Below are 22,753 nucleotides of genomic sequence, written 5' to 3'. Positions count from 1 at the left end.
CTGTGGGGGGCGGACGCCGTCAGACGGCGGAGTTCAGCAGTTCCCAGGCGCGACGCACATGCGACTCGGCCGTCAGCAGGTGGCCGATCGCCAGACGGAGCACGAAGCGACCATCGAGCTTGGTGTGCGAGAGAAACACTTCGCCGGACGCGTTGACGGCGTCGAGCACGCGCTGGTGATCGGCGTCGCCGCGCGTTCCCCGCATGCGGAAGCAGACGACACTGAAGGGAACCGGCGCGGCCAGCTCGTAGGTATCGCTGGCGTCGACCCATGATGCGAAGAGTCGCGCCAGCCGCATGTGCTCGGCGATTCGCGCGCGCAGGCCGGCCGCGCCGAAATGCCGGAGGATCATCCACAGCTTCAGCGCGCGAAAGCGGCGTCCGAGCTGGATGCCGGTGTCCATCAGATTCGTGACGCCGGCGTCGCCTTCGCTCGTCTTCAAATATTCGGGAGTCAGCGAGAACGCCGCGCGGACCATGTCCATGCGGCGGCAGTAGAACGCGCTGAGATCGAACGGGGTGAACAGCCACTTGTGCGGGTTGACGACGAGCGAGTCGGCCCGCGCGGCGCCGTCGAGGATCCACTCCCAGCCCGGCACCATCGCGGCGACTCCCGCATACGCCGCGTCGACATGCAGCCACACGCCGTGCGCGGCGCAGATGTCCGCGATCGCGGCGACCGGGTCGACGCTCGTGGTGGACGTACTCCCGACCGTGGCCACCACGGCGATCGGCAGCAGGCCCGCGTCGCGGTCGGCGCGAAGGCGATCGGCGAGCCGCGCCGGTTCCATCCGGAACGCGGCATCGACTGAAATGCGGATGAGCGCGTCGTGTCCGAGGCCGAGCGCAATCACCGCCTTGTCGACGGAGGAGTGCGCCTGTTCCGAGGCGTAGACGCGCACCCCTTTCAGATCGGCGCGACCCGCGAGCCCGGCGCGGCGGACATCCGGCACCGCCGCCTCGCGCGCCGCCGCGAGCGCATGCAGCGTCGAGATCGATGCGGTGTCGTAGATGACCCCCTCGAAGACATCCGGGAGCCCGATGAGCCGACGGAGCCACCCGAGCGCGACCTCTTCCAGCTCGGTTGCGGCCGGCGACGTGCGCCACAGCATCGCCTGCTGATTGAGCGCCGCCGACAGGAACTCGGCCAGCACACCAGGCTCGCTCGCGCTGCTCGCGAAGTAGGCGAAGAAGCCCGGATGGTTCCAGTGGGTGAGGCCGGGAACGAGCACCCGCTCGAAATCGGCGAAGATCTGCGCGAACGTTTCGCCGTGCTCCGGCGCGTGCGAGGGAAGCGCGTCTCGGATGTCCCCCGGCGTGACGCGAGCGAGTACCGGGTAGCGGGACGGATCGTCGAGGTAGGCCGCGATCCAGTCGGACAGGAAGCGGGCGTTATCTCTGAAGTCGGACACGGGGGAGATGTGGAAATGTGGGGATGTGGAGGTGCCGGAATCTAGATTTCCACATTTTCACATTTCCACATTTCCAATTTATTCCCGTCTCTCCACGGTGATCGTCGCCGGCGCGGCGAGCTTCACATTGAGGTATTCCCCCTGGCGAAGCGTGGCGGCGCTGCGGTCGCCGGCCATGACGGCGGCGGTGCCGCCGGCCGCGCCGGTCGCGCCGCCGATCGCGGCGCCTTTGCCGCCGCCAAGGATGGCGCCGATGATGGCGCCGCCGATCGCGGCCCCCCCGATCTTCTTCGTGCTGCCGTTCGACGGCTCTTCGCCGACGCGGTACACGGCGTCGGTGTGCAACGGCACCTGCGAGCCGTCGGCGAGGACCAGCGTGTGGAAGCGGATGCCGAGCCGCGCCTGATCCTTCACCTTGCCGCCGCGTTCGACGGTTGTCACGGAGCCGATCACTCTCGACCCGGCCGGAATCGCGACGCGGCCGCTCGACATCACGTCACGCGAGACGCGAGCGTCGACGCGATCCTCGACGCGCGCACGTTCCGACGACAAGGTCGTTTCCACCTGCAGCCCGATCACCGACGCGGCGGGGAGGATCAGCTCCTCGAACTGCGGCGACCGCGGAGGCTCGGGTAGCGGATCCTCAACCGGCTTGATCGCCTCCGCGGGCTTGGCCGGCGGCGCGGCCGCCGCGGCCGGAGGGGTGGTCGCATCCGGTGGCGCGGCCGACCCGTTCGCGGCCGTCACCGGCGCGGTCCGCTGCGCCTGATGCGGCGTTGCGGCCGGCCCGTGCGAGGGCTGCGTCGCCGGCTTGCCGGCCGACGTCGCCTTGGACGCCGTAGTGGTTCGGGCCGCCGGCCGCGGCGCGGGAACCGGCTCCGCAGCGGGGGCGTCGGCAGTCACGGACGTCGGAACGGGTGCCACGGTCGCGGCGGGCTGTGCGGGATTTGCCTCCCCCGGCGTGCGCTCAGGCTTCGCGCTCGTCACCGCCGACTCGGTTTCAGCCACCGCCTGGGTGGGGACCGCGGCCTGGCTCGACGGCGAGGACGCCAGCGCCGCCGGAGCCGCCGCGGCCGGCCGGCCCGTCGGATCGGACATGGTATGGCGCGTCGCCACGTACGCCCCCCCCGCGGCCGCCGTCAGACAGCCGAGCGCGAGGACGACGAACGCCAACGGTTTCGAGAACATGGCGGAATACTCCCTGTGCAACCGGGGCGAGCAAGGGCCGTACCCCGAAAAGCCCCGCATATTCTAAGGGTTGTGCAGGCCGATCCGCCATGACGGGGGGACAGTCTGTCCTCGGCCGACGTCAGGCCCAACCCGGACCGGTTTGGCTGCACTATAGAGGTAGCGGGAGGTCGTCCGTGTTTCAACGCACCCTGTTCGCCTGTATAGCCGCCCTTGCCCTGACCGCGGGTCGCGCCGACGCGATCACCGTTCGCGACGTCATCGAGCTCTCCAAAGCGGGGCTCGGCGACTCGGTCCTGCTGGCGCTGATCGAAGTCGATCGATCGGTCTTCGCCATCGACACCGCCACGCTGAAGCACCTGAAAGAGACAGGTATCAGCGATACGGTGATCCTCGCGATGATCAAGAGCGGGCGGGAGACGCCGCCGCCGTCCGCCGCGCGCGAGCCCGCCGCGTCCGAGCCCGCCACCTTCGAAATCGACCCGTCCATGCCGGATGCCGCCGCAGCGTCTGCTGACACGGCGCCGACGCCCGCCGTCATCGATCCAGCGCCGCAGCCGATCTACTATCCCGTCGCCGTGCCTGTGTACGTTCCGTTCGCGCCGTACGGAGTGGGGGCTGTGGGGCCGCGCCGCGGCAGCGCCGCCACGGTGAAGGCCACGGTCGCGACGGACCAGGGCCTGTTCACCGCGCACCTGCCGGTGCCGCCCAACTGCGTCAAGGCGGAGCCTGTCTATTGGGGGTTTGGGGGGAAGCTTCGTCCCGGCTCGTGGGAGCCGCCGCCGACGATTGTCTGCCGGTGATGATCATCGGGTGATCGGGTGATCGGATGATCTCGAAGATCGATCACCCCATCCTCCGGTTCACCTCAGGCCCTTGCGCAGTCTGTTCGCAGCGAGGAGCACGGCAGACCCCAGCGCGATCGTGCCGATGATCAGATCGCTCGGCGCTTGGCGGGGCCGGGCGGCGCGCGGTGCGTGATCGAGGTCGCAGTTCATGCCGTCCGGGATTGGCGGGACGGGGATCTCTCCCTTCGCCCGTTTTTCTGAGTAGAGACGCTGCGCGCGCGGCCCCACCACTTTCTTCTCGCCGGGCACGCGCTCGCCGGGGTCCTTGCCGTACGGCGACGCGTGCTCGATTTCGGCGTTCATCTCCGCGCCGAGCAGCAGCGCCAGTCCCGAGCCGTAGAACCACAGCATCAGCACCATGATCCCGCCGATCGCGCCGTACGCGGCGTTGGCATCCGGCACCATCTTGTAGTAGAGCTTCAACGCCGTCGAGACCGCGATCCACAGGACTGTGGCGGCAACCGAACCGGGCGTGATCCACACCCAGTCCTGTTCGACGTCGGGCGCGAAGTAGTAGACGCTGGCGATCGCCGTCGCCACGAGCAGGAACACGACCGGCCACTGCACGATCCACCACGTCCATGTGAAGGCCGGTCCAAGACGCATCCGGTTCGCCAGATGCTCGGCCAGCGCGGGGCCCGCGATGACCAGGAACATCGAAACCAGGATGAACATCGCGAGGGCGATCGTGAGTCCGATCGCGGTCAGGCGGGTCTTCCACCACGGCCGCGATTCGGTGACGTCGTAACAGGTGTTGAGCGTCGTGATGATCGACACCATCGCGCCCGAACTCGACCAGATCGTCACCAGGAACCCGAGCGTGAGAATGCCGCCGCTGTTCTGCTTCGACAGGGACGTCATGGCGGCAGTGATGATGTCGATCACCGCCTGCGGCGCGAAACGCGACAGCATCGTGACGACCTCGTCGACGAGGGTCAGCAAGGGGAAGAAGCTGGCGATCGCGATGACGAAGAGCAGGGCCGGGAACAGCGCGAAGAAAAAGTAATAGGCCTGTTGAGCTGCCAGATCGAAGATGTCGTCCGCCACGGCCTCCTTGCCGGTGCGTTTCATCACCTCCATCCAGCCGATAGGGACACCGAGGGACGCCAGCATGAGCTCCGGCGTAGCAAATGGCTGGCCAACCCGCCCCCCACTGTCGTCTGAACTGGTATGACCTCAACAGGTTAGAGGACGGCAAACTTTGCAATATAGAGTTAATCTGCGTTACACTACCGCCACGTAGATTCGAATGCCAGCTACCCCGGTCGAGGTCACCCTCGAGCTCACGCCGCGGGCCCGGTTCGACATCATCGACGTTCGCGAACGGCTGCGGGCGACGCATGGCGACCTGCTCGACACATACCCACGGCACCTCTATCACTCCTTCCACACCACCGCCGGCTATCTCGAACAGAGCCTCGCGGCAAGGTTGACGCGCGGCAAGGACACCGTTGCCCCGTACGTCGAAGTGTTCAGGGCGATGTTCCCGGAAGGCGCCGGATACGAGCACGATCAGCTCGATCGCCGCAAGGACCTGACCACCGAGGAACGCGCGATCGAGCCGAGGAACGCGGATTCGCACCTCGCCTTCATGGCGGCCGGCCTCAGCACCTGCGTGAGCTACGTGAATCGGCCGATGGAACCGGTGTGCTTCGTGGACCTGGACGGAGTCACCGACGGCCGTCCCCGCCGCCGGCTCACCAGCATCGTCGGCTTCACGCGCGAAGCCGAAGTCGCCAAAGTCCGCATCGCTGTGCCGGTGTCGAATCACCCGGTCGATTCGGTGAACCTGAAGGATCCAAAGCTCGGGATCTACGAGCAGATCGTCGAGCTCGTGAAGATGTACGGGGTGACGAGCGGGCGGGTCCGCCTCGACCTCGCCGGCGGCGAACGGCAGGCCGGCCTGACGGTCAACGAATACGAGACGCTGCTGATGCGCCACGATCTGGCGCACGTGCTGCGCAACCCGCTCCGTTTCGCCGCGGAGAAGGGGCGCCACATGTGGGCGCACCCGCGGGCGATTCCGGCGAAAGCGCTCGACTACGCCAAGTACGACATGGTGCGCGCGCTCAACCGGGTGCTCGACGCCACCGGGCTGCGCGAGTCGCTGCTCGAGCGTCTCTTCGCACGGGCGATCGCCGTTCCGGCGGGGCGCTTCCTGCGGATGAAGCGCACCGTCAACCTTCGCGTCCGCGAGAGCGACGGCCACGGCGTGATCGCCGACGGCCGCTACCAGAGCCCCATCCTCGTGCAGTGGCACCGCGCGAGTGACGGCGTGCGCCAGCTCGAGGCGACGATCACCCGCTTCGACTAGTCGGAAAGTCCCCAGAGGGAGTCAGGTCTCCTGCTCCCTTGTGAATGTTCTTCATCGGTGTCCCCGAGTGAGCGTGTAGGTCGTGAATCGGTCGGTCGTTGTCGCAGGAGCGGGGATTATCGGCTGCGCGATCGCGCGCGAGCTGTCGGCGCGCGGTGTGGCGTGCACGCTCGTCGATCCGCGACCCGCCGGCGGCGGCGCGACGCAGGCGTCGGCCGGGATGCTCGCGCCGTATGTGGAAGCGCACGCCGGCGGACCGATGCTCGATCTATGCGTGCGCAGTCTCGATCTCTACGACGAGTGGATCGGCGGCCTGCGGGCGGAGGGAGCCGCCATCGAGTATCGCCGGATTCCGACGCTCGAGATCGCGTTGACCGAAGAGCGCGCCGAGGCGATGCGCAGCGGTCACGGGGAGTGGATGCCGGCGGCCGGCGTCGCACGTCTGGTACCGGATCTCGCGCCGACGGCGGGCGCGCTCCGCGACGACCGGCACGGCTATGTCGACGCGCGGCAGCTCGTGGAGGCCCTCGCCGGTTCGGCGGCGCGTCACGGCTCGACGTTCGTCGCGGCGCGCGTCGAGCGGATTGAACGGCGGGGACAGCGCTTCACGATCGACCTTGGACCCGGACGCGACGCGCTCTCGAGCGACGCCGTCGTCCTGACTGCAGGTGCGTGGCTGAACCGGATCCGCGGTGTGCGCACGCCACCGCTCAGGCCCGTGCGCGGGCAGCTGCTGCTCCATCACGGCTTGCTCGAGACGACCCAGCGATCCGTCAGATCGCCTGCGATTCTCTGGGGCCCTGATTGCTACATCGTCCCGCGCGAGCACGGGCCCGGTCTGATGATCGGCGCGACGGTGGAGGAGGCGGGCTTCGACGAACAGCCGACCGAATCGGGTCGAGCAGGGCTGCTCGATGCCGCCTGCGCGCTACTACCGACGCTGGCGCGCGATGGTGTCGAGAGTGTCCGCGTCGGGCTGCGTCCGGCGACGCCCGACGAGTTGCCGGTGCTCGGCGACGATGCATCCGAGCCCGGCGTCTTCCACGCATCGGGCCACTATCGCAACGGCATCCTGCTCTCGCCGATCACCGCGACGCTGATGGCCGATTTGATCGCCGACGGCCGCCGCGATCCGGCGCTGGGTCACTTCAGCATCACGCGATTTGTGTAAGCCGCAGGCCGCGCCATGAGGCAGGCCTGAAGGCCTGCGCTACGAGGGGCGCCAGAGGTTTCTATCTATTTGCGACGTAGCGCAGACTTTCAGGTCTGCTTCACCCCCCGGCCGCGCGCGAGGCAGGCCTGAAGGCCTGCGCGACGAGGGCTGCGTCAGCTGTGTCTGCCTATGTGCGACGTAGCGCAGACCTTCAGGTCTGCTTCACCCCGCCGGCCGCGCGCGAGGCAGGCTTGAAGGCCCGCGTACGAGGCAGGCCTGAAGTGCCTGCGCTACGAGGGCTGCGCCAGCTGTGTCTGCCTATCTGCGACGTAGCGCAGACCTTCAGGTCTGCTTCACCCCCACCGGCCGCGCGCGAGGCAGGCTTGAAGGCCCGCGCACGAGGCAGGCCTGAAGGCCTGCGCTACGAGGGCTGCGCCAGCTGTGTCTGCCTATCTGCGACGTAGCGCAGACCTTCAGGTCTGCCTCCACGTCGCAAGCCAGCAGCTAATTGCCGCCGCCAGGTCCGCCCGTGCCGGTGACGGTGGTCACACTCGCGCCGCTCGGCGTCGTCGTCGTGCCGACCGTTGCCGTGCCGTTGCCGGTCGTGACCGTCGTGGCCGACGTGCCGCCCACCTTCTGAACCGTCTCGAAGTTGATCCACGCCTGCTGATAGTCGAGTTGCGCCTGCAGTTCGTCGTTACGCGACACGGCGAGGTCGCGCTGGGCCTGGATGACGTTGAAGTTGGTCGACATGCCGACTTCGTAGCGCTTCTGCTCCGCGTCGAGGCGTTGTTCCTGCAGCTCGCGGGTGAGCCGTGTCGTGTCGATGCGCTGCCGGTTCTGTTCGAGCTGGAACCCCGCCTGTCGTACCTCGCGCACGACCTTGAACTCCTGGCTGCGCACGCGTTCGGCCGACTGCTCCTTTTCGAGCTTCGTCCTGGCGTAGTTGGCCTGGTCGGCGCTGCGCCCGAGCGGATAGGCGAGCGTCAAGCCGACCTGCCACGTCGGATAGTTGGCCGAGAACAACTGGCCGAGGACGCTGCCGTAGGCCACAAAATCCTGCCCGGTCACCGGACCGAGGAAGCCGTCGCGGAGCAGCTCGGTGCCGCCGAGCGCGTTCGTCTGATACGACGCCGTCACGCGGAGGTCCGGCAGCGTGCCGTTCTTGGCCAGCTGCAGGTTGGTGTCGTCGATCTCGATCTGCTGCCGGGCGCGCTGCAGGTCGGTGCGCTGGGTGAGCGCATTCCTGACCGCGGCGTCGACGTCGGGCGTCGGGCCGAGGGGTGGAACCGGGTCGCCGGTGTCGAGGCGGACGTACCAATAGTCGGGACGCCTCGGGTCGAGGATCAACACGCGCAGCTGGTCTTCGGCCTGACGCACCAGCGTCTGCGCCACGATCAGCGACTCGCGGCGTGAGGCCACTTCCGCGCGGGCGGACACGAGATCGAGCGGGGGCGACTGGCCGACGTCGACCCGCGCCTGATTGTTGCGTTCGAGCTCCTGCGACAGTTCCAGCGAGCGCTGCTGCACGGCGACGGAGGCCCGCGACAGTACCAAATTCCAGTAGGCGCGTTCGGCGGACGAGGTCACGGTGACGCCGAGCTCCTGCAGCCCGATGTCGGCGACCTTCTCGTTCTGGCGGGCCAGCATCACCTGCCCGCGCGCCTGATCGATGTGAAAGTCGCGCAGCAGCGGCTGCGTGACCGAGCCCTGCATCTGGCCGGTGACTGCCGGGTTGAAGGTCGAGAGCGTCGCGCTGGCGTTGGTGCGGATCGAGTTCCAGCCGACCGTGTACGATCCGCCGCCGACCGGAATCCGCTGTGCCAGGCCGACGCCGCCCGACCAGACGTCGGTGCGCACGGCGCTATCGCCGAAGAACACGCTGCTCGGCGGCGCCTGCTGGACGTTGCGCAGGAAACTGCTGGTGAGGGTCGGCAGGAACGCCGCAGACGCCTGCGACAGCCGCTCGGCGCTGATCCGTGGATCAAAGTTGCCAGCGGCCAGGTCAGGGTTGTTCGCGATGGCCATCCGCAGCGACTCGTCGACCGTCAAATGCAGCACCTCGCCGGTGGGCACAGCCGGTTGCGCCTGGGGAACCGCCGTCGCCGGCGTCTGCGCGTCGGCCGGCGACGGCACGAGCAGCGCCATCACGGCGAGCATCGCAGCGGTCACCGGCGCGGCACGGCGCGCCCGCGCCCACAACCGCGGCAGCAGGCGCACGTGTGCCAGATCGTCGAAGAGCGAATAGGCGACCGGGGTCACCACCAGCGACAGCACCAGCACCAGCGACTGGCCGCCGATGATGACGAACCCGATGGCGCGATTGGTGCCGGCGCCGATGCCGCTCGACATCACGAGCGGGATCATGCCGGCGACAAACGCCGCCGTGGTCATCAGAATGGGGCGAAGCCGGTCGTGGCTCGCCTGAAGAATCGCCGCGTCTCGTTCCATGCCTGTGTCCCTGAGCTGATTTGCGTGATCGATTTGCAGAATCGAGTTCTTCTTGACGACGCCGAACAGCACGAGCAGGCCGAGCGCCGAGAAGATGTTCAACGACTGACCCGTGAGGATGATCGCCAGCAGCGCGAAGGGCAGCGTCAGCGGCAGCGACAGGAGAATGGTCACCGGGTGCAGCCACGACTCGAATTGCGCCGCGAGGATCAGGTACATGAACACCAGCGAGAGCACGAACGCGAGCAGGAAATTCTGCGCCGCCCTTCCGAGCTCCCGCGAACGTCCGGCGAACGTCGTACTGTAACCCGCCCCCATGTTGAGCGTCTCCGCCGCCTTGGTCATCGCCGCCATCGCCGGCGTCTGCGACACGCCCGGTTGCAGGCCGGCGTAGACCGTCACCTGGCGCTGGCGGTTGAGGCGATCGACGTTGCTCGGCGCGGTGCCTGCCGTCAGGTCGGCGATGTTCTCGAGCGGCACGCTTCCCACCGTCGACGACGGCACGGTCAGCTGCCCGATGCCGGACGCGTCGGACCGTCCAGACGCCAGGGCCCGCACGTGCACTTCGTACTGTTCGCCGCCTTCATTGTAGGTCGTGACCTGGTCGCCGCCGACCAGCAGCCGCAGCGCTTCCGCCGCGTCGGCGACCTGGACGCCGAGGTCGGCCGCCTTCAGGCGATCGAGCTTCACCGACAGCTCCGGCTTGCCGACGTTGAGCGACGTGTCGACGTCGACGACGCCGTGCTCCTTGCGGGCGGCGGCCGCGACCGCGTCGGCGTACTGCTCCAGCTTGCCGAGATCCGGCCCGGCGATCGTGAACTGGATATCGGCGTTCTGGTTGCCGCCGCCGCCAATCGTCGCAATCGGCCGTACGCCGATACGGAGGTTGGTCGAGGCGAACTGCGGCATCACGTGGTCACGCACGTCGTCCATCACCGCGAACTGGTCGCGGCGGCGCTGATCGAGCGGCTTCAGCCGCACGTAAATCGTGCCAGAGTTCGGCGTCGCAGCCGGATCGTCGGCGATCGTCACCAGCGTGTAGTCGACCTCCGCCAGCTGCCTGACGCCCGTGGCGATGCGGTTGGCGAATACTTCGGTGGCGTCGACACTGGTGCCTTCCGGCGCCCGGACGCCAATCTCGAACTCCGACTGGTCGTCGTTGGGGATGAAATTCTTGTTCGTCACCATGAGCAGCGGCACGCTGCTCAGCAGCACCAGCACGGCGCCGAGCGCGACCAGCCCGCGGTGGGCCAGGGACCACGACAGCAGGCGCTTGTAACCGTCGTCGATCGGCCTGAAGAAGCGGCTATCCTTCGTCCCCTTCGTCTCCTTCGGGTCTTTGCTCTTGATCCACCGCGCCGACAGCATCGGGGTCAGCGTGAAGCTGACGAGCAGCGACACCAGGATCGCGAACGACATCGTCAGACCGAACGATTTCATGAAGCGGCCGACGATCCCGCCCATGAACCCGACCGGGACGAAGATGGCGATGAGCGACAACGTTGTCGCCATCACCGCGAGCCCGATCTCCCGGGTGGCCTCGACGGCGGCCTGGTAGGGGTTCATCCCCTTCTCCTCGACGAAGCGGTAGATGTTCTCGAGCACGACGATCGCGTCGTCGATGACGATGCCGACGGCGAGCGTCAGGGCGAGCATGGTCATCGAGTTGAGAGTGAAGTCCTCGTACCAGATGAGCCCGAACGTGGCGATGATCGAGGTCGGGATGGCGATCGCCGCGATCAACGTCGAGCGCCAGTTCCAGAGAAACACCAGGACGACGAGCGCGGCGAGGATCGAGCCGAGCACCAGGTGCTCCTCAACCGTCGCGATCGAGGCGCGGATGAATTCCGACAGATCGCGCACGACCCACACTTTGTAGCCCGGCGGCATGATCTCCTTGATCTCCGCGAGGCGCTCGTTGACCGCGTCGACCATCGCCACGGTATTGACGCCGGACTGCCGGCGGATGGTCAGCAGCACCGTCGGCTTGCCACTGACGTTGGCGCGGGTGGTCGCGTCGGCCATGCCGTCCTCGACCTTGGCGACGTCGCGCAGCAGGATCGGGTGCCCGTCGCGCTCGCGCACCACGATGTCGGAGAACTCGCCGACCGACTGGACGCGGCCCCGGGTGCGCAGCGTCATCTGGGTCGCGCCGGCCTCGATGCGGCCGCCGGGGACTTCGGCGTTCTGCGACTGCAGCGCGCGCGAGACGTCGGTCACCGTCAGGTTGTAGGCCTGCAGCCGCGCCGGATCGAGGGTGATGTTGATCTGGCGCTGACGGCCGCCCTGCAGGAGCACTTGGCCGACGCCGTTGACGCTTTCGAGCTGCCGGCGCAGCGTCTTGTCGGCGTATTCGGTGATGTCGCGGATCGGCTTGTCGGCCGACACCGCGATCGTCATCACCGGCGCCGCGTCGGGATCGAATTTGTCGACGGTCGGCTGCTGGATGTTCTTCGGCAGCAGGGGCAGGACGCGGTTGACGCGGTCGCGGACCTCCTGCGCGGCGATGTCGCCGTCCTTTTCGAGCAGGAACGCGACGGCCACGGTCGAGACCCCTTCCGACGAGGTCGAGCGCAGTTCGTCGATGCCGCTGATCGTGTTGACGGCCTCCTCGATCTTGTCCGAGATCTCCGTTTCCACCTCCTCGGGCGCCGCGCCGGGCAGGCGCGTCGTCACCACGACTGTGGGAAAGTCGACCTTCGGGAAGCGATCGAGCCCGAGCTTCGAGAACGCGAACGCGCCGATGACCGTCAGCGACAGAATGAGGACGCTGGCGAAGACCGGCCGCTTGACGGATATGGCGGCTAACCACTGCATGACGGCTTACCCTTCCACCTGGACGCGCACGCCGTCGGCGAGCTTGCCGCGCGGGTTGGCGGCCACCTGCTCGCCCGCTTTGACGCCGGTCGACAACTCGATCGAGTCACCGACCTTCTCGCCGATCGTCACGATGCGCTCTTCGACCTTGTTGTGCGCGGCGACGACGTAGACCCGGCTCGTGCCGGCCACCGTTTCAACCGCCGACACGGGCACGAGCAGCGCCGGCACGGGCGACGGCTGCTGCAGGAGCGCCGTCGCGAACAGGCCCGGCTTCAGGCGTCCGTCGGCGTTGGCCGCAATCGCCTCGACGGTCAGCGCCCGCTGGTCTGACTTGAGAGCCGGCGACACGAAGCGCACCTTGGCGGTGAAAACCTCGTTGGGATACGCATCCACCGTCAACCGCACTGCCTGCCCCGTCACGATCTGCGACAGGTACTGTTCCGGCACCGTCAACTGGACGCGTACCGGATCGATGCGGACGATCGTCGCGACCTTGGTCGCCTTCTGCACGTAGTCGCCCGTGCTGACCAGGCGCTCCGCGATGATCCCGTCGAAGGGCGCGCGGACCACGGTGTCGGCCGATGTCTTGCGCGCCAGCTCGACGCGGGCGCGCGCCGCCTGCAGGCTCCGGTACGACTGTTGCGCCACGTTCTGCGCCAGCTGGTACTGCTGCCTTGCCGAATTGACCGCCGTGAGCTTCTGGTCGAACTCGGACTGCGAGACGACCTTCTGATCGAGCAGCGCCTTGATGCGGCCGAAGTCGGCCTCGGCCCAGTCGAGCGACGCCCTGGCGGTGAGCACGTCGGGGACGCGCGCCGAATCGAACGGCTCGCCGGGGACGAGCCCGAGGCGCGCCTCGAGCTGCCCGGCGTTGGCCTCCGCCTCGCGCAACGACGCGTCGGCTTCCGTCGCCGACAGCCGGATCAGTTCGGCGCCGGCCTTGACGTGCGTGCCGCGCTCGACCGGCGTGCCGACGACACGGCCGCTGAGCTCGGCGGCGACGTCCGCTCGTTCGTCTGCCGAGATCGATCCGGTGACGCGCAGGAAGCGATCGATCGGCTGCGTCCGTACGGCGGAGACACGAACCGCCACCGGCGCCGGTTCTTTCGGCGCGGCGGCGCTGGTGCGCTCGCCGCTGCAGGCGGCCGAGAGCAGTGCGGCGAGTCCGACGCCGCTGAGAAGGGACACACGAAGCTTACGATTCATGACGCGAATCCTCGCTGACAGAAGGAAGAGGGTCGTTGCAGAGGGTCGAAGGCGGATCGGGCAAGGAGCGGCCGGCGCCACCTTTCAGCCCGATGATCACGGCGTCGATCGTGGCGCGGGCCAGCGCGTCGGCATCCTCGCCGGGCGCAAGCCGATCGCAGAGCCGCAGCGCGGCGACGCCGTGCGCCGCGGTCAGAAGCAGCCGGAACACGGCGTGCGCGCTGGTGCCGTCCGGAACGGCCCCCGCCGCCATCGCCTGTCCGATACGGGCGCGTGTGTCGTCCTTCAACTGGCCGATGAAGCCGAACCGCTCCCAGTTGTCGCGGATCTTCGGGACGCTCCGGTCGAGGAACATCAGCGCGAAGTACTCGGGATGATCCTTGCTGAACTGGTAGTAGCGCCAGAACATCTGGCGAAGCGTGTCGGCAGGATCGTCCGCGGCGGTGGTATTGACGTCGTGCGCGTACGAGAAAAGGAGTCGAAACCCCTCCTCGGCGAGCGCGAAGAAGATGTCGTCCTTGCTCGGAAAGTAGCTGTAGATCGCGGCCGGGCTGTATTCGATGCGATCGGCGATCTTCCGGATCGAGACCTCCTGGTAGCCGTGCGTCACGAAGAGCTCACGCGCCGCATCCAGGATCGACCGGGAAACAGCCTCACGCTCACGTTCCTGCCGTTCTTTAACGCCCAAGTGCTTGTTTTCCTTGCAGTTATGGTCTTGATTCTATCACGAATTGAACAGTGTTCACTATTCTAACGATGTTTAGACGTTCGATCCCTCGCGTCGGTTCCCGACGCGGAAACGGGGCGCGTCGAGCTTTTTTTGGGGCAAGGTGGCCTGAGGGCCCGTATGCTCCCCCTATGGCTAAGCGGCTGACAGATACGGAGATCCAGGAACGGCTCCCGGGGCTCGCGGAGTGGACCCTCGAGGGCAACGCCATCCGCAGGCAGTTCACCCTCGGCGGCTTCCCCGACGCCATCGCGTTCGTCACCCGTCTGGCGTTCGACGCCGAGGCCGCCGACCACCATCCCGACATCCTGATCAATTACAAGCGCGTGACCCTGACCTTCAGCACACACTCCGAGGGCGGACTCACCGAAAAGGACTTCGAGGGCGCGCGGAAGGTCGACGCGCTGCTGTAGGCCAGGGATCCGGGCCCGACGGACGAGACGATGACGGAGCTCAAAAACTCGTACAGCGCGCGTGAGGTCGCGGCGATGACGGGACTCACCGCGCGGCAACTGCAGTGGTGGGACGCGCGACGCCTGTTCATCTCACACGTCGCGTCACGGCGGACGCCTCGCGGCGGATACACCGAGCGACGCTACACGCCTGTGGATCTACTCGAGCTGCTGGTGCTTGCCGATCTGCGGCGCCAGGGGAAATCGGTCGCCGACCTGCGCCGCCTGCTGACAACGCTGCGCGACCAGTTCCGCGTCAGGCTGTTCGAGACCGTCGGCGGCGGCGGGGTGCTGACGCTCTACACCGACGGCGTCGACATCTTCGGACGGACGTCCGAGGGCACGCTGTTCAACCTGTTGCGCGACCCGCAGCAGCCGATGCTGATGCTCACTGACGTGGAGAACCTGCGCGAGCTGACCCCGCGGGCGGCACGGCCGCGGAAGAAATCGCGCAAACGGCCGCCGTCTGCCGCCCGCCGCGCGCGCGCGTAGCACCGCGCGCCTGCAGAGCTGCAAGCGCAGCGATCAATCAGCCGATCGGGAAGATTTTGTCGAGGCCGTCTGCTGGGCGCGGAATCACGTGCACGCCGACGAGCTCCCCGACCCGGCGCGCGGCCGAAGCTCCCGCATCCGTGGCGGCCTTCACCGAGGCGACATCGCCGCGGACGATCGCCGTGACGAGACCCGCGTCGACCTTCTGCCAGCCGACGAACACGACGTTCGCCGTCTTGACCATCGCGTCTGCCGCCTCGATCATGCCGACGAGGCCGCGCGTTTCCACGAGGCCGAGCGCTTCGCCAGCGAGGTCCTTTGCCATGGGGACGCCATTCTATGTGATCCGCCCGCGCGCCGCCACCGGCAGGCGTTCCACGACCCGATCGCCGTCCACCAGCCAGACCGCATCCACCAGGTTCGAGACGACGCAGGAGTGGTTGGGGACGATCCGCACCAGCGCACCGGTCGGCAGCGCGGCGCCACCGGCGGCGCGCACTGTCGCGTGCTCCTCCGAGAGATTCTCGATCAGCAGACGATCGTTCGGCGTCGCGCCGTGCAGATCGGCGAGCACGGTCCCGTAGCCGGGCATCTCGACGAAGCCCCGCGCCAGATCCTTGGTCAGCGTCTTGCTACCGCTGTCGAGGATGACGCGATCGGGGGCCGGCCGGCTGACCACGCGGGCCAGCACGGTGAGCGCGCAGTCGTCCCACGCGGCCGCGCCAAGCGCGACCTGCGTGCGATCGAAATAAGCGTAGTTGCCGGGGCGCATCTCGGTCACGCCGGCCTGCCGGACGGAAAAGCGCGCCGTCGGCGTGGCGCCAACACTGATCTCGGCGCACGCCGCGCCCGAGGCCCCGGCCAGGTCGCGAAGCGTCCGCGCCTCGTCCTCGGCGATCGCTTCCGCCTCTGCGTCCGAACCGGCGCCGTAGCCGTGCCCCGCGTGACTGAGCAGGCCCAGGAAGCGCAGCCCCGGCAACCCGGCAATCTCGTCCACGATCGCAGCGGCGCGCGCATCCCGCGGATCGATCCCGCAGCGGTGGAAGCCGACATCAACCTTGATCAGGACGTCGAGCCTGCGCCCGCGCTGCACGGCCAGCGCCGACCACTGCCGCGCCACCTCGGGGTCGTCGACGATGAACGAGAGCGCGATGCGATCGGCCAGCCGGAAGACACGGTCGGCGTTGGCGGGATTGAGCGGATAGGGCAGCCGGATATCGGTGATGCCGGCGTCGGCGAAGACTTCCGCCTCTCCGAGCTTGGCGCAGCAGATGCCGGTCGCACCGGCGTCGAGCTGCATACGCGCGACGACCGGCGATTTGTGTGTTTTTGCGTGCGGCCGGAGCGCCTTGCCGTGCCCGGCCACCAGCTTCTGCATGCGCGCCAGGTTGCGCGCCAGCTTCGAGGACTCAACGAGGACGGCCGGCGTCGGGATTTCCGAGAGGAGCATTGTGGAAGATGTGGAAATGTGGAGATGTGGAAATGTCGAAATTTTACCTACATTTCCACATTCCCACATTCCCACATTTCCACATCCTCCAAATCACGCCACAAAGCCCAGCGACTGTGTGCCGGTGAAGCCCGGGAAGATCGTCGTCGTATCGGTGACGCCGAGGTGTCCGCGCACGACCTCGCTGAATACGCTGCGGAAGTCGGTCGTGACCGCCAGGTCGCGCCCCTCGTACCGCTGCTCGCGCGCCAGCCCGGGCCAGCGGCCGTAGACCTGGCCGCCGCGCACGTTGTGGCCGCCGATGATGAACATGGCGTTGCCGTGGCCGTGGTCGGTGCCGCGGTTGCCGTTCTCGGCGACGGCGCGGCCGAATTCGCTCATTGTCAGAATGACCACGTCGTCCATGCGGTCGCCGAGATCGCGGGCCAGGGCGGCCAGGCCCTGGCTGAAGTCGTTGAGCCGCTGCGCCAGCTGGCCGACCGACGCGCCCTGGTTCACGTGGGTGTCCCAACCGCCGACTTCGGCGAAGGCGATCTCGAGACCGACATCCGCCTTGACGAGCTGCGCGATCTGGCGGAGCGCCTCGCCGAAGGCGCCGCGCGGATACTCGGCGCCGTGCTCCGGCTCGTACTTCGACGGGTCGGCCGACTTGAGCATGCGGACGGCGTCGAAGGCCTGTCCGCCGGTGCGATTCAGCACGCCGTCAGCGGCGGCCGCGTACTCCGACTCGAACGACGCCTGCACCATGTCGGTCGCCTGGCCGGCGCGGATGCCGAACTGCCCGATCTGATTCAGGGCCAGCGCGGGCTCGGTACCCTGCAGCGAACGCGGCAGCTGCGCCGCCAGCGCGACCGCGCGAAACGGCGTGGCAGCCTCGTGCTCGCGCGCGTGCAGGATGCGGTTGAGCCATCCGTCCTGCGTGCTCTTCACGCCGGGTGTGCCGCTCTCCATGTAGTCCTGCGCGTCGAAATGCGACCGCGTGCCGTCGGGCGAGCCGGCGGCGTGGACGATCGCGAGCTGCCGCGAATCCCACAACGGCTTGAGCGGCGCGAGGCGTGGGTGCAGACCGAAGAAGCCGTCGAGATCGACGGCCCCGTCGGCGACGTTGGGCCGCGCCACCGCGATGCTCGGGCGAGATCCGTAGTAGTCCTTCTCGCCGAACGGCACGACCATGTTCAGGCCGTCGACCGCTCCGCGCTGGAAGATCGTGATCAGGACCTTGCGGCGGACGTTGGCGGCTGCCTCCACGGTGCGAGCCAGAAAGGCCGGTGCGAACCCGAGGCTGAGCAGCGCCAGGCCGCCGTTCTTCATGAAGATGCGTCGCGAGAACATGACTATCTCCTCTGGAATTCGGGGGAGCCCAGCGTGAGCGCCGCGATCTGGGTCGGGTCGGTCGCCTTGGCGATCGTCGCCGACGTCGCCTCGGAGAGTTCGCCCGTCAGGGCAGCGCCGACCGGGCCGGGACCCGGCTGCACCGCTCGCATGCGTCCGCTCACGAGCTGCAACGCGAAGTTCATGCGATTGAGCAGCGCGCCGGTGTTCACCCAGGCGTCGGCGCGGTCGGCGTAGCCGGTCGGCGGCTGGCACATGTAGAGCGGCATCCCGAGCTGCCGCACGCTCTGCACGAGCGGCTGTGCGTTGGTCACCTCGGCGCCGGTGGCGCGCACCGCCGAGACGATGAATTCGAACGGCGTCTTGACCTTGGCGCGATAGGCCTCGGGCGCAAAGAATTCCGGCGAGGTCACGATCGTGCGGACCACCTCGCGGATGTCGCCGTCGGTGCTGAGGAAGGTCTTCGCGGCGCGATCGACGAGCGCCGGCGGCGGCGTGTCGGAGACGAATCGCCGCACCAGTTTGGTGGCGATGAAGTGCGCCGTCGCCGGTTGGTGCGCGAGAATGTCGAGCACCTGCTCGCCATCGGACTGTCCGCCCCCGGCCTTGATCTTGTGGCCGAGCACGACCTTTTCGCGATCGTCGTGCAGGCGGGGATCGAACCGGAAGCCGCCGCCCTGCCGCGGCTGCTCGATCGTCCAGCCGGTGAACGCTCGCGCGACGTTGATCACGTCCTGCTGCGTATAGCCGCCGTCGACGCCGAGCGTGTGCAGCTCCATGATCTCGCGGCCGTAGTTCTCATTGAGCCCGCGCTTCGGCTGCTGCTTCTGCTGCGCCTGGCCCGCCTGCGGATTGCGCGGCGGCATGAACCCGAACCTCGACGCGCGCTGCGCCCGCGCGGCCCGCTCGGCGGCCATGCGGTCGGCAGCCTGCGGATCGACGCTCTGCCAGTTGTCCAAATAGAAGAGCATCGCCGGGCTCTTCGCGGTCGACTCGAGCAGATCGCGGAACTTGCCGAGCGCGTGTGGCCTGATGACGTCGCGTTCGTACGAGGTGAGGTACTCCTGCGTCGGTCCCTTGCCGGCGAAGACGTTGAAGTGATTGAACCAGAAATCGGTCATCACTTCCTCGAGCTGACGATCGCTGTACGCGGCGCGCAGGACCTTCTGCTCGGAGAGCTCGAGGACGACCTCGCGCTGCTTGCGCGCCTTTTCCATTTCCAGGGGCGTCCGCTCCTTCCCAGGCGTATCTTCGGCGCTCGGCGCCGGATTGGCGCTGGCGGCGGTCGCGTTCTTGTTCGCGAGCTGCGCCTGGCGTTTCGCTTTCTGGGCAGGGACGTAGTACTCCTCGGCGATCGCCCGGCTGCTCAACGAGAGAGTCTCGAATCCGGCGAGCCGTGTGGTCATGGCCGCGTCCGGAATTCGTTCGGGATGCAGCTGCGCCTCGATGTAACGATCGAGACCCATCTCGCGCACCCGCTCGAGATCGCCTGGCCGCGCGCCGAAACCGAGACGATTGAGCACATGCAGAATGGCGCGGTCGTCCGGCTTGGCGGGAACGGCCGAGTTGGGAGCGGCCGACAGAGCGGCCGCGGCGATAAGAACCGCTGCCGAACGTGCCAGAAACCTCATGCCGAATTAGACCCCAGGGGGACGGCCGGGGTTAAAAAAACTGCGTACTTACGCTTTCAGGATCCGCCGGGCGGCATTGGCGCCGCTGGCACCGGTCAGGCCGTTGCCCGGATGCGTGCCCGATCCGCACAAAAACAGGCCGGAAATCGGGGCGGAATAGTCCGCCCAGCCCAGCGTGGGACGCATGGTGAAGAGCTGGTCGAGCGCGAGTTCGCCATGGTAGATGTGTCCGCCGGTCAGCCCGAAGGTCTGCTCGAGCTCCAGCGGTGTGATGACCTGGCGATGCTCGGTCAGGCCCGAAATGCCGGGTGCATGAGGTTCGAGCGTGGCCAGCACCAGGTCGCCCAGCGTCTGGGCATGCCCCGCCCATCCCACCTTCAGCGCGTAGGGCGCGTACTGCAAGTGCACCGACATCACGTGCCGTCCCTCGGGCGCCAGCGAGGGATCGACAACCGAGGGAAACGTGATGTCCAGATAGGGAGCCGCGGAGACCTCGCCGTATTTCGATGCGTCGAACGCACGCTCCAGATAATCGATGTCGGGCGCGACAACGACCCGCCCGCCGAGCGCCGCGACCGGGTCGCCGCTCACGCCGCGGAAGCGGGGGAGCTGGCGTAGCGCCAGGTTGACCTTCGCGACCGTGCCGGTCGAGCGGTAGTTGCGGATCCGTGTCAGGAAGCCGGGCTCCAGCTCAATCGGATCGACGAGCCCCAGGAAGGTCTGCCGGGGATCGACGCCCGAGACGACCGTAGTCGCGGCGATTTCGGTCCCATCGGCCAGCGCGACGCCGGTGACCGCGCCGTCGTGGATCAGGATCCGCTCGACCGCTGCGCCCGTGCGGATCTCGGCGCCCGCGTCACGCGCCGCGTCGGCCATGGCGCGGGTGACCGCCCCTGGTCCGCCGACCGCCGTGATGCTGCTGCCGCCGGGCAACGGATCAGTGGCGGCGGCGAGCAGCAGGACGGCGCCGCTCCCCGCCGACCAGGGACCCATGGCGGTTCCGTGAATGCCGCGCGAGGCGATCGCCGCCCGCAGCAGGTCGGTTTCGAACCATTCGGCGACGAGGTCCGCGGCCGCCATCGGTCCCCATCGCAGCAGCGCGAACGCATCCCGCTTCGCGAGCGTGCGGAAGCGCCGCCCGGTTCGGAGCAGTTCGAAGAGGTCTGCCATCTCCGGCGCGTCGAGCGACGGCGGCGTCATCTCCAGGAGGCCACCGAGGAATCCGGCGAGACGTGTCAGCGTCGCGCAGAACTCCGGGTATCTGGTCGCGTCGCTCGCGGAGAACGGTCGGATCGCGTCGGCGGTGCGCGCCGGATCGCTGGAAAAGACGAGAGCCCGTCCGTCCCCGCCAAGCGCGACCAGCCGCGGATCGGGATGGACGAACTGGACACCCCGCCTCTCGAGGTGCATGTCGCGGACGATGGCTGGCCGGATGGGGCCGAGCGTGTGCGCGAGCGTCGTGGCGCGATACCCTGGCGCGAATTCCTCGGTGGTGGCGCACCCGCCGACGGTGGCGCGGCGTTCGAGGACCAGCGGCGCCCTGCCCGCCTTCGCCAGGTAGAAGGCCGTGACGAGGGCGTTGTGCCCGCCGCCGATGATGACTGTGTCGCGCATGGTCACACCTTCTGCCTTCTACCCGTCGTCTCCTTTAGAATCCGCAGCGCGGCATTTCGACCGGGTGCCCCCATGATTCCGCCGCCGGGGTGGGTTGCCGACCCGCACATGTAGAGGTTGCGGATCGGTGTCTTGTACTGCGCCCATCCCGGCGCGGGGCGAAGAAAAAACAGCTGCTCGAGCGTCAGTTCTCCCTGGAAGATGTTGCCTTCCGAGAGTCCCCACTCGCGCTCGAGGTCGAGCGGCGTCACGACCTGGCGGTGCAGGATCAGGTTCCGGATATTTGGTGCGTACTGCGCGATGGTGTCGATGACGGTGTCGGCGAATGCTTCCTTGTGGGCGTCCCAGCCGCCCTCTTCCTTCAGGTGGTAGGGCGCGTACTGCACGAAGCACGACATCACGTGCCTGCCCGGCGGCGCCACCGACGGGTCGGTGAGGCTCGGGATCACCATGTCGATGTACGGGCGGCGCGAGAACCGGCCGTATTTCGCCTCGTCGTAGGCGCGCTCCATGTAGTCGACGCTGGGCGAAATCGAGATCGCGCCGCGCAGATGCGGGCCGGCGCCCGGCAGGGACGTGAAATCGGGCAGTCCATCGAGCGCGAGATTCAGTTTGCCGGACGAGCCCCGGAACTTGTAGCGCCGCACGTCCTCGACGAAGTCGGACGGCAGGTGCTCCTCGCCGACCAGCCGCGAGAACGTCTGCCGCGGATCGAGGCTCGAGGCGATGACGCCCGCCGTGAAGTAGTCGCCGTTGGCGAGCGCCACGCCGTTCGCCACGCCGTTCTTGATGATGATCCGGGCGACCGGCGTCTCGGTCCGGATCTCGGCTCCCGCCTCCCGCGCCGCGTCCGCGATCGCGTCCGAGATCGCGCCGGTGCCGCCCCGCGACAGCCCCCAGGAACGGAAGGCGCCGTCGATCTCCCCCATGTAGTGATGCAGCAGGACGTAAGCGGTGCCCGGCGAGCGCACTCCGAGAAAGGTGCCGATGATCCCCGACGCCGACATGGTCGCCTTGAGCACGTCGGTCTCGAACCACTGGTCGAGGAAATCGACGGCGCTCATCGTCATCAACTGGATCTGGTTGTACTTGTCCTCGGTGGACAGCGAGCGGAAGCGCCGGCCGAGGAACAGCAGGTTCATCAGCCCCTTGGGATCGAGCGACGTCGGATCGGGCGGCGTCATGTTCAGGATGGGCTTCACGAACCGCCCCATCTCGATCATGGCCTTGCCGTAGTCGTCGTAGGCCTCGGCGTCGAGCCGTGAGTGGCGCGCGATCTCCCGACGGGTCCGGGCGTGGTCGTTGACCCGCCAGAGATAGTCGCCGTTCGGCATCGGCGTGAACGTGCCGTCGAGCGGCAGGATTTCGAGGCCGTGCCGCGGCAGGTCGAGGTCGCGAATGATCTCGGGGCGCAGCAGCGAGACGACGTAGGAGCAGACCGAGTACTTGAAGCCGGGAAACACTTCCTCGGTAACGGCGGCGCCTCCCAGCACGTGGCGTCGCTCGAGCACGAGCACCTTGCGTCCCGCCCGCGCCAGATACGCGGCGCTGACCAGTCCGTTGTGTCCGCCGCCAATGATGATGACGTCGTAGTGCATAGCTGAAAGCCGATATGCGATGTCCGATGTGAGAGAGCCGGCCGCGCGAAGCCGGCCGCGTCAGCG

The 22,753-nt window shown here is 67.8% G+C and carries 17 protein-coding genes; 5 read left to right on the top strand and 12 right to left on the bottom strand.

The window, feature by feature from the left end:
• Window positions 1–19: 19 nt before the first annotated feature.
• On the bottom strand, window positions 20–1,411 hold the full coding sequence (locus VGI12_08480; protein HEY2432698.1) for a pyridoxal-dependent decarboxylase: 1,392 nt from the start codon (window positions 1,409–1,411) through the stop codon (window positions 20–22).
• A 78-nt stretch (window positions 1,412–1,489) separates the two neighbouring features.
• The gene (locus tag VGI12_08475) at window positions 1,490–2,599 is read right to left on the bottom strand and encodes a TrbI/VirB10 family protein (protein HEY2432697.1); all 1,110 of its coding nucleotides are present in this window, start codon (window positions 2,597–2,599) and stop codon (window positions 1,490–1,492) included.
• Window positions 2,600–2,775: 176 nt separating this feature from the next.
• Here VGI12_08475 and VGI12_08470 point away from each other — a divergent pair, with 176 nt between their 5' ends.
• Window positions 2,776–3,402: a hypothetical protein gene (locus VGI12_08470; GenBank protein HEY2432696.1), complete on the top strand. Its 627-nt coding sequence runs from the start codon at window positions 2,776–2,778 to the stop codon at window positions 3,400–3,402.
• A gap of 60 nt (window positions 3,403–3,462) precedes the next feature.
• Here VGI12_08470 and VGI12_08465 read toward each other — a convergent pair whose 3' ends face one another.
• Complete coding sequence (locus tag VGI12_08465; GenBank protein HEY2432695.1) at window positions 3,463–4,518, bottom strand: YihY/virulence factor BrkB family protein; 1,056 nt, start codon at window positions 4,516–4,518, stop codon at window positions 3,463–3,465.
• A 178-nt stretch (window positions 4,519–4,696) separates the two neighbouring features.
• Here VGI12_08465 and VGI12_08460 point away from each other — a divergent pair, with 178 nt between their 5' ends.
• Both VGI12_08460 and thiO read left to right on the top strand, forming a co-directional pair.
• A complete protein-coding gene (locus VGI12_08460) occupies window positions 4,697–5,761 on the top strand; it encodes a hypothetical protein (GenBank protein ID HEY2432694.1) in 1,065 nt (354 codons plus the stop codon).
• A gap of 82 nt (window positions 5,762–5,843) precedes the next feature.
• The gene (gene thiO, locus VGI12_08455; protein ID HEY2432693.1) at window positions 5,844–6,932 is read left to right on the top strand and encodes a glycine oxidase ThiO; all 1,089 of its coding nucleotides are present in this window, start codon (window positions 5,844–5,846) and stop codon (window positions 6,930–6,932) included.
• Between the two features lie 486 nt (window positions 6,933–7,418).
• Here the strand turns inward: thiO and VGI12_08450 are convergent, their stop codons facing one another.
• The 3 genes from VGI12_08450 to VGI12_08440 are packed head-to-tail and all read right to left on the bottom strand — an operon-like array spanning window position 7,419 to window position 14,079.
• Window positions 7,419–12,182: an efflux RND transporter permease subunit gene (locus tag VGI12_08450; GenBank protein HEY2432692.1), complete on the bottom strand. Its 4,764-nt coding sequence runs from the start codon at window positions 12,180–12,182 to the stop codon at window positions 7,419–7,421.
• A gap of 6 nt (window positions 12,183–12,188) precedes the next feature.
• The gene (locus VGI12_08445; protein HEY2432691.1) at window positions 12,189–13,391 is read right to left on the bottom strand and encodes an efflux RND transporter periplasmic adaptor subunit; all 1,203 of its coding nucleotides are present in this window, start codon (window positions 13,389–13,391) and stop codon (window positions 12,189–12,191) included.
• Entirely contained in the window at window positions 13,381–14,079 is a 699-nt protein-coding gene (locus VGI12_08440; GenBank protein ID HEY2432690.1) for a TetR/AcrR family transcriptional regulator, read from the bottom strand. Before VGI12_08440 ends, VGI12_08445 begins: the two co-directional genes overlap by 11 nt.
• A 170-nt stretch (window positions 14,080–14,249) precedes the next feature.
• On the opposite strand from VGI12_08440, the gene VGI12_08435 reads away from it, so the two are divergent.
• Window positions 14,250–14,531 (top strand): 4a-hydroxytetrahydrobiopterin dehydratase, encoded by a 282-nt coding sequence (locus VGI12_08435; GenBank protein ID HEY2432689.1) that lies wholly within the window; start codon window positions 14,250–14,252, stop codon window positions 14,529–14,531.
• 30 nt (window positions 14,532–14,561) lie between these two features.
• Entirely contained in the window at window positions 14,562–15,062 is a 501-nt protein-coding gene (locus VGI12_08430; GenBank protein HEY2432688.1) for a MerR family transcriptional regulator, read from the top strand.
• Window positions 15,063–15,099: 37 nt separating this feature from the next.
• Here the strand turns inward: VGI12_08430 and VGI12_08425 are convergent, their stop codons facing one another.
• From VGI12_08425 to VGI12_08400, 6 genes are all read right to left on the bottom strand, one after another.
• Window positions 15,100–15,387: a BMC domain-containing protein gene (locus VGI12_08425; GenBank protein ID HEY2432687.1), complete on the bottom strand. Its 288-nt coding sequence runs from the start codon at window positions 15,385–15,387 to the stop codon at window positions 15,100–15,102.
• Window positions 15,388–15,399: 12 nt separating this feature from the next.
• Window positions 15,400–16,512: an alanine racemase gene (locus VGI12_08420; protein ID HEY2432686.1), complete on the bottom strand. Its 1,113-nt coding sequence runs from the start codon at window positions 16,510–16,512 to the stop codon at window positions 15,400–15,402.
• 93 nt (window positions 16,513–16,605) lie between these two features.
• Window positions 16,606–17,844, bottom strand: a complete 1,239-nt coding sequence (locus VGI12_08415; protein HEY2432685.1) for a DUF1501 domain-containing protein — start codon at window positions 17,842–17,844, stop codon at window positions 16,606–16,608.
• A 2-nt stretch (window positions 17,845–17,846) separates the two neighbouring features.
• Window positions 17,847–19,475: a DUF1800 domain-containing protein gene (locus VGI12_08410; protein HEY2432684.1), complete on the bottom strand. Its 1,629-nt coding sequence runs from the start codon at window positions 19,473–19,475 to the stop codon at window positions 17,847–17,849.
• Window positions 19,476–19,523: 48 nt separating this feature from the next.
• Entirely contained in the window at window positions 19,524–21,089 is a 1,566-nt protein-coding gene (locus VGI12_08405; protein HEY2432683.1) for an NAD(P)/FAD-dependent oxidoreductase, read from the bottom strand.
• A gap of 2 nt (window positions 21,090–21,091) precedes the next feature.
• On the bottom strand, window positions 21,092–22,687 hold the full coding sequence (locus tag VGI12_08400; protein HEY2432682.1) for an NAD(P)/FAD-dependent oxidoreductase: 1,596 nt from the start codon (window positions 22,685–22,687) through the stop codon (window positions 21,092–21,094).
• Between the last annotated feature and the right edge of the window lie 66 nt (window positions 22,688–22,753).

The organism is Vicinamibacterales bacterium (genome assembly GCA_036496585.1).
Lineage (GTDB): Bacteria > Acidobacteriota > Vicinamibacteria > Vicinamibacterales > 2-12-FULL-66-21 > JAICSD01.
The sequence above is the reverse complement of the archived record's forward strand: the minus strand, read 5'-3'. Positions and strand labels throughout refer to the sequence as shown.